Here is a 5863-nt window from a genome sequence, read left to right as displayed (position 1 = left end):
CGATCACGGTGTTCTTCACCATCTGGGCCTTGACCAGGCCCAGCACTTCGGTGCGGAAATCCTCGCGCCGGTCCGACCAGCGCAGGCCGCCGCGCGCGACCGCGCCGAAACGCAGGTGCACGCCCTCGACCCGGGCCGAGTAGACCCAGATCTCGTACTTGGGCCGCGGTTGCGGAAGGTCGGGCACCGCCGCGGCGTTGATCTTGAACGAGATGTACGGCTTCCAGGTGTTCGATCCCCCCGGGCCGTTCGCGGCCTTCTGGAAGAAGTTGGTGCGCAGCGTCGCCTCGATCACCGCGCGCAGCGAGCGCAGGATGCGGTCCTCGTCCAGCGAGGCGACCGCGTCGAGCGCGCCCTCCGCCTCCTCGACCAGGCCGTCGATCAGCTCGCGGCCGGCCGCGGCGTGCGCCGGGTCGAAGGAGGCCTCGAACAGCTTGACCAGCAGCCGGGCCAGGCCCGGGTTCCGGTGCAGCACCTGCTCGATGTACTCCTGGCTGAACGGCGTGCCGCCCTGCCGCAGGTACTTCGCGTAGGCGCGCAGCACGGTCACCTGGCGCCAGGTCAGCCCGGCGCGCACGACCAGTGCGTTGAAGCCGTCGTTCTCGGTCAGCCCGGACCAGGCCGCGGCGAACGCGGCGGTGAACCGCTCGCGGGCGGCCTCGTCGCGCAGCGATTCGGGGTCGGTGACGCGCAGCCCGAAGTCGTAGATCCAGGCCGCCGCGTCGCACTCCCGGCTCAGCTCGTACGGGTGCTCGTCGAGCACCTCGACGCCGAAGCGCTGCAGGATCGGCAGCACCTCGGCCAGCGAGATCATCCGGCCGACCCGGAAGATCTTCAGGCTGTACTGCTCGGGCGGGGCGCCGGGCCGCCGGTAGACGGCCAGCGAGGAGTCGGTGGTGTCGTCGGCGTGGATCGCCTCGATCCGGCAGACGTCCTTGACCGCGTTCTCCGGCGGGAAGTCGGCCTTGTACGCCTCGGGGAAGGCCTTGCCGTAATCGCGCAGCAGCTCGGTGGCGCGGTCCGAACCGACCATCTCCTCGAGTTGCTGCGCGAAGTCGTCCTCCCAAGTGCGGATCGCGGCTGCGAGCCTGCGCTCGATCAGCTCGGCGTCCACGTCGGGCAGCCGGTCCCCGGGCGCGACCCGGACGACAAAGTGCAGTCGGGTGAGCACCGACTCGGTGGAGCGGACGGTGTAGTCCACGACCGCGCCGTGCAGCTCGTCGAGCAGGATGCGTTGCAGCCTTAGGCGCGCGTCGGTGTTGTACCGGTCGCGCGGCAGGTATACCAGCGCGGAGAAGTAGCGGCCGTAAGCGTCCTTACGCAGGAACAGACGCAGGCGCCGGCGCTCCTGAAGGTGCAGGACCGAGCCGGTGATCTCGGCGAGTTCCTCCACCGGGATCTGGAACAGGTCGTCGCGCGGGTAGGACTCGAGGATCTGCAGCAGGTCCTTGCCGGAGTGCGAGGTCGGCGCGAAGCCGTGGATGTCGAGGACCTGGCGGACCTTCTGGTGGATCACCGGGACCCGCTGCACCGACTCCGAGTACGCGGCGGCCGAGAACAGGCCGAGGATGCGCCGCTCGCCGACGACCCGGCCCTCGGCGTCGAAGCGCTTGACGCCGATGTAGTCGAGGTAGCCGGGGCGGTGCACGGTCGCGCGCGAGTTGGCCTTGGTGAGCACCAGCAGGCGCGGTTCGCGCGCCTTGGCCCGCACCTCCGGCGGCAGCTTGGCGAACGAGCCGGACGTGCCGGGCGCCTGGTCGGAGCGCAGGATGCCGAGGCCGGTGCCGGTGACCGGGCGCAGCGCGTCCTCGCCGTCGGACTGGCCCAGGGTGTATTCGCGGTAGCCCAGGAAGGTGAAGTGGTCGTCGGCCAGCCAGCGCAGCAGCTCCTGACCGGCCGTCAGTTCGTCGTAGGAGACCCCGGCGCGCTGTGCGGCCTGGCCCTGCTCCTCGTCCAGCTCATCGGCGAGGGCGAGCGCCGCGGCGCGCATCTTCGGCCAGTCCTCGACCGCCTCGCGCACGTCGCTGAGCACCCGGCGCAGGTTGGTCTCGATCGAGGCGAGCCGCGCCGGGTCGTCGGCCTGCCGGTCGATCTCGATGTGCATCCAGGACTCGGTGAGCGCGCCCTGCGGGGTCTGCTGCGTCGGGTCCGTGTCCGGGAGCGCGCGCAGCCGGCCGACCAGGTCCCGCTCGACCGCGAACACCGGGTGGAACAGGACGTGGATACCGTGCCCGAGCCGGGTCAGCTCGGCGGTGATGGAATCCACCAAAAAGGGCATGTCGTCGGTGACGATCTCGACCACGGTGTGCGTGGTGGGGCCGGTGGTCCAGCCGGAGCGCTCGCGGGTCGGGGTGTACACGCGGATCTTCGCGGTGCCCTGCGGGCGGGTGCCGGCCAGTTCGGCAGAAGACCGCACCGCGCCGAGGATGTCGGCGGCGGTGCGGTCTGCGAGGTCGTCGAACGGGACGTGGCGGTAGTAGCGGCGCAGGACGGTTTCGGCTTGTCTTGGATCACCCAGGCCGTCCGTACCCGAGGATTGGCGCGCCAGCTGCGCCGCCTCCTCAAGCAGAGTGATAGTCGCCTCGTCCAGCTGGGTCACCATATGTGCTCGCTCCTACGGCCGCGCGCCCTTGCGCGGCTCATCCCGGTTACGAGCCTTAGGTTACTCGGCGGTTTGTAGCGTCGGTTGCGTATCGACCGATCATGTTGTCACGTCTGGGTTGCGCCTTCCTACAACGTGAGACGTGCCTCACGGCCGGTGCTGGATCTTGGACGCGCCGCGCCGGAACGCCTCGGACGCGGCGCTCCTCAGACGCCCACCGCGAGCGGCGGCCGCAGTGTTTCGGAGCCGGGCACCGGCCGCGCCGGGTCGTGATCCAGGTCGACGATGCGGTTGTCGGCGCCGACGTGGACGATGCGCGGCTTCGCCGTGCGCGCCTCGTGATCGTCGATCATCTGATAGCTGATCAGGATCACCAGGTCGCCGGGGTGGATCAGGTGGGCCGCGGCGCCGTTGATCCCGATCACTCCGGAGCCGCGCTCGCCCTCGATCACGTAGGTCTCGAGCCGCGCTCCGTTGGTGATGTCCACGATCGCGACCTGTTCTCCGGGCAGCAGGTCGGCTGCTTCCATCAGCGCGGCGTCGACGGTCACCGATCCCACGTAGTGCAGGTCGGCCTGGGTGACGGTGGCGCGGTGGATCTTGGACTTGAGCATGGTGCGGTACACGTGCGCTCCTCATCAGCGTGGACGTCGTGTTCCAGTCCCGGGGCCGGGTACCGGACGCGGCGTCTTCCTATGACACGGCGGGTTACGAATTGCAGCGTCGTACAGGTGCGTTTCGCACGGCTGAAGCCGAACCGGATTACAGCAGATCCGGCAACTCCTGTGTGGCGAACCAGAGTAGGTCGTAGTCCTCGACGCCGTCCACGGTGAACTGTGCGTCCTCGTCACCTTCGTCGGCCTTGTGCACGATGAGCGCGGCCTCGCCGACGGCCGGTTCCGCCGCCACGTCGTCGATGTGGAACGAGGCGATGTCGCGCAGCGCGATCACGCCGTCGATGCGTACCTCACCGGGCTCGACGCCCTGTTCGCGGGAGACCGGGGTGCCGACCGGCGTCACCACGGCGTCGAACAGTTCCGCGGCGACCACCACCCGGCGGCGCGGGGCCAGCGGGTCGGCGGCCAGCAGCCGCAGCGCCCCGCGGCCGGCCTCGGTCATCGCGGCGAATTCGAGCTCTTCCTCATCGCCCTCGACGTACCACTCGCGCAGCGCCGGGGTCACCGCGTAGCCGGTCAGCGGGCCGGGGCCGAGTTCGCCGCGCTTGGCCAGCTCGGACAGGATCGGCAGTGTGGCCGGGATGTACACGCGCATCGCAGGTTCCCCTCGCCGGGCGCCGGACCCGCTGTGCCGTCGCGACCGCTGGTAGTGCTGGGACTGTAGTTAGTTCTCGCCGCAGTTAATTCTTGCCGCGCCTTCGCCGCTTTACGCTACCGCCCGCGACAGGCCGAGGAACTCGGTCGTGGTGCGCCGGGCGGTGGCCAGTACCTCGGCCCGCCGGCTCGGGTCCATCAGATTGACGCCGAGGGTGACCAGATCGTCCTGGCCGGGGCACAGCACGACGACCCGGCTGCCGCTCTGCCGTACCTGGCGGGCTTCGAGCAGCATCTGCCGTGTGACGCTGTGCCGGAAGCTGCGCTCCAGGCGGCCGAGCGCGGTGCGCGGCCGGTCGTAGCCGCGTGCGGCCATCGGTGCGATGACGTAGACCTCGTCGAGCGGCCTGCCGCCGGGCAGCGAGTCCGCGACCAGCAGGTCCAGGCTCGTGTTCGAGAAGGTTCCGCCGTCCACGTAGCGCCTGCCGTCGATCACCGCGGGTGTGAACCAACCGGGGATCGAGCACGATGCGACGACGGCCTCCGCCAGTCCGATGTGCGGAGCGCCGGGCTCACCGAAGACGACGCGCTCACCAGTGTCGTAATCCATGGCGACCACACGCACACCCGGGTGCGTTGACCAGGCGCCGGACGGGATGACGTCCTCGACCATACGGCCGATGTCGCCGAGCGAGCCACGGCCGGGCGGGACGAAGGCGGAGAGCACCACGGTCTTCGGGTAGCGGCGTGGGTGCCGCACGGAGCGCGCGATCAGCTTCGGCGAGCCGACGCCGCGCTGCGGGCGCAGCGGAACGGCCCCGCCGGCCGCGTGGTCGTAGTCGAAGACCTGGCCGGCCAGCGGGCCTTCGAGCACGGCCTCGGCGAGCTGGTGCTGGTAGAGCTCGTGTGGACTGGCGCCCGCGCCGAGCAGCGCGGCCAGGATCGCGCCCGCGGAGGTTCCGACGATCATTTCGGCGGTGCGCGGATCGAAGCCCAGTTCGTCGTGCAGGGTGGCCAGCGCGCCGATCGTCCAGGCGGCGCCGAGCGTGCCGCCTCCGCCGAGCACCAGTCCCCTGCGTACTCCTTCGCTCAACCCTGCTCACCATCCCTACGACAAACGCACCGTCGTACTGAGGCCCGTCGCCGGGCTCGCCGTCACCACCCACCCACCGGCCGGAAGCCGGTTCAGTCGGCCGCGGTCAATCGCCGCCGAGCGGCGCGTCGAGTGGTGACTCGGCGCGCAGGTCCACCTCGAACAGCGCTTCTAGTTCGGCGATTGTTTCCGCATAGGACCGGTGGTGTACTCCGATGATGCCCAAGGCGGCGGCCGCACGCACGTTACGTTCCAAGTCATCCACGAAGACGGCCTCCGGCGGAGCGCAGCCGAGCAGGCCGAGGGTGTGCAGGTAGATCTCGGGTTCGGGCTTGCGCATCCCGACCTCGCCGCTGATCACCACGGCGTCGAACAGCTGGTCCCAGTCGTCGCGCAGGTACTCGTTGCCCCAGGAGTTCGAGAGCAGTGCGGTATGCAGCCCGGCCGTCTTCGCCTGCCGCACGACGTTGATCATGGCCGGGGCGGAGGCGAAGCCCGCGAACATCCGGCCGATCAGGCCCTGCGCCTGGACCTCGACGCCGCAGTACCTGGTCAGCCGCTCGGCCAGGGCCTGCTCGAAATGCTCGACCCGCAGCTCGCCGCGCTCGAGGGCGGCGATCGGGTCGAAGACGCTGAGCGCCGCCAGGCCGGCGTCGTGGAAGTCGCGAATCGCCAACTCATAACCAGCGGCGTCGATGCCCTCGGCGGCGTACCATCCGTCGAGGGCGGCCGCGAGCGGGGACGTAAGCACGCCTCCCCAGTCAACTATCAGCGCCTTGGGTCGAGCCTCGGACGCATCGCCATTCCACGCGGCATGCTCAAACATCTCGGACTCGGCGCCACCAGACATACTGCCGCCTTTCACTCGCCGGCCGGGTGGAATACCCCCGACCGGGT

At 70.0% G+C, this 5863-nt stretch carries 5 protein-coding genes; all 5 read right to left on the bottom strand.

What is annotated here, in order from left to right; all coding sequences use genetic code 11:
- On the bottom strand, positions 1-2602 hold a 2602-nt coding region (locus VFB40_RS20105), incomplete at its 3' end, for an NAD-glutamate dehydrogenase domain-containing protein (RefSeq protein WP_324852932.1).
- 206 nt (positions 2603-2808) lie between these two features.
- Positions 2809-3228: an aspartate 1-decarboxylase gene (gene panD / locus VFB40_RS20100; RefSeq protein ID WP_324852930.1), complete on the bottom strand. Its 420-nt coding sequence runs from the start codon at positions 3226-3228 to the stop codon at positions 2809-2811.
- Positions 3229-3364: 136 nt separating this feature from the next.
- Entirely contained in the window at positions 3365-3874 is a 510-nt protein-coding gene (locus VFB40_RS20095) for a DUF6912 family protein (protein ID WP_324852928.1), read from the bottom strand.
- 111 nt (positions 3875-3985) lie between these two features.
- Positions 3986-4966, bottom strand: coding sequence for a patatin-like phospholipase family protein (locus VFB40_RS20090; RefSeq protein ID WP_324852926.1), 981 nt, complete (start codon positions 4964-4966; stop codon positions 3986-3988).
- Positions 4967-5072: 106 nt separating this feature from the next.
- On the bottom strand, positions 5073-5792 hold the full coding sequence (locus tag VFB40_RS20085; RefSeq protein WP_324852934.1) for an HAD family hydrolase: 720 nt from the start codon (positions 5790-5792) through the stop codon (positions 5073-5075).
- Positions 5793-5863: the final 71 nt, after the last annotated feature.

This window comes from Actinocrinis sp. (assembly GCF_035650855.1).
In the GTDB taxonomy this organism is placed as follows: domain Bacteria; phylum Actinomycetota; class Actinomycetes; order Streptomycetales; family Catenulisporaceae; genus Actinocrinis.
The sequence above is the reverse complement of the archived record's forward strand: the minus strand, read 5'-3'. Positions and strand labels throughout refer to the sequence as shown.